Origin of the sequence: Mesorhizobium sp. M6A.T.Ce.TU.016.01.1.1 (assembly GCF_003997065.1) — a bacterium.
GTDB lineage: Bacteria > Pseudomonadota > Alphaproteobacteria > Rhizobiales > Rhizobiaceae > Mesorhizobium > Mesorhizobium mediterraneum.
Genome location: NZ_RZTJ01000120.1, coordinates 1 through 491, shown reverse-complemented (window position 1 = coordinate 491; position 491 = coordinate 1). Strand labels below are relative to the sequence as shown.

1 protein-coding gene and 1 pseudogene are annotated in these 491 nt (G+C 62.9%); one reads left to right on the top strand and one right to left on the bottom strand.

Annotation, left to right across the window (positions count from 1 at the left end):
* The coding region (locus EOC94_RS35030; protein ID WP_245465729.1) for a hypothetical protein at positions 1 to 221 on the bottom strand (221 nt) is incomplete at its 3' end.
* Here EOC94_RS35030 and EOC94_RS35025 point away from each other — a divergent pair.
* Positions 216 to 491: pseudogene (locus EOC94_RS35025) on the top strand (hypothetical protein); the annotation flags it as partial. The gene EOC94_RS35030 and the pseudogene EOC94_RS35025 sit on opposite strands and share 6 nt — an antisense overlap.

The following is a 491-nucleotide window of genomic DNA, read 5'->3' as shown; positions in this document are numbered from 1 at the left end:
ACACATGCGTTATCGGTGTCCGCAGCATTGGCCTTGGGCTCGCAGCTATGGTGGCGGCCTCGATTGGCGCGCCTGCGCCATTCAGCGTTCGTCCGATCGGCCATCCCTTCCACAGGCACATCAACGCCGATCCGCGGTCGATCACCGCTTGGAAGAACAATCCATCGGCGCGTTTCGCCGTTGTCGACGAGGGTCCCGGCCTGTCCGGCAGTTCGATGCATGCCGTTGTCGTTTGGCTGCGTGAACTGGATGTCGATACGGACCGCATTCACCTGTTTCCCAGCCATTCAGGCGGCCCGGGCAGCGAAGCGTCGCCGGAGGCTCGGGAAACGTGGTCGCGCTGTCCGAAACATGTGGCGACGGCGTTTGAATGCACCTTCTCCGAAAGCTCGAAAATTCCCACGCTGCGCGATTGGGTGGCCGAGGCGGTCGGCAGGCCGGAATTAAACCTGACCGAACTATCTGGTGGCGAGTGGCGGGGCCCGCCCCAT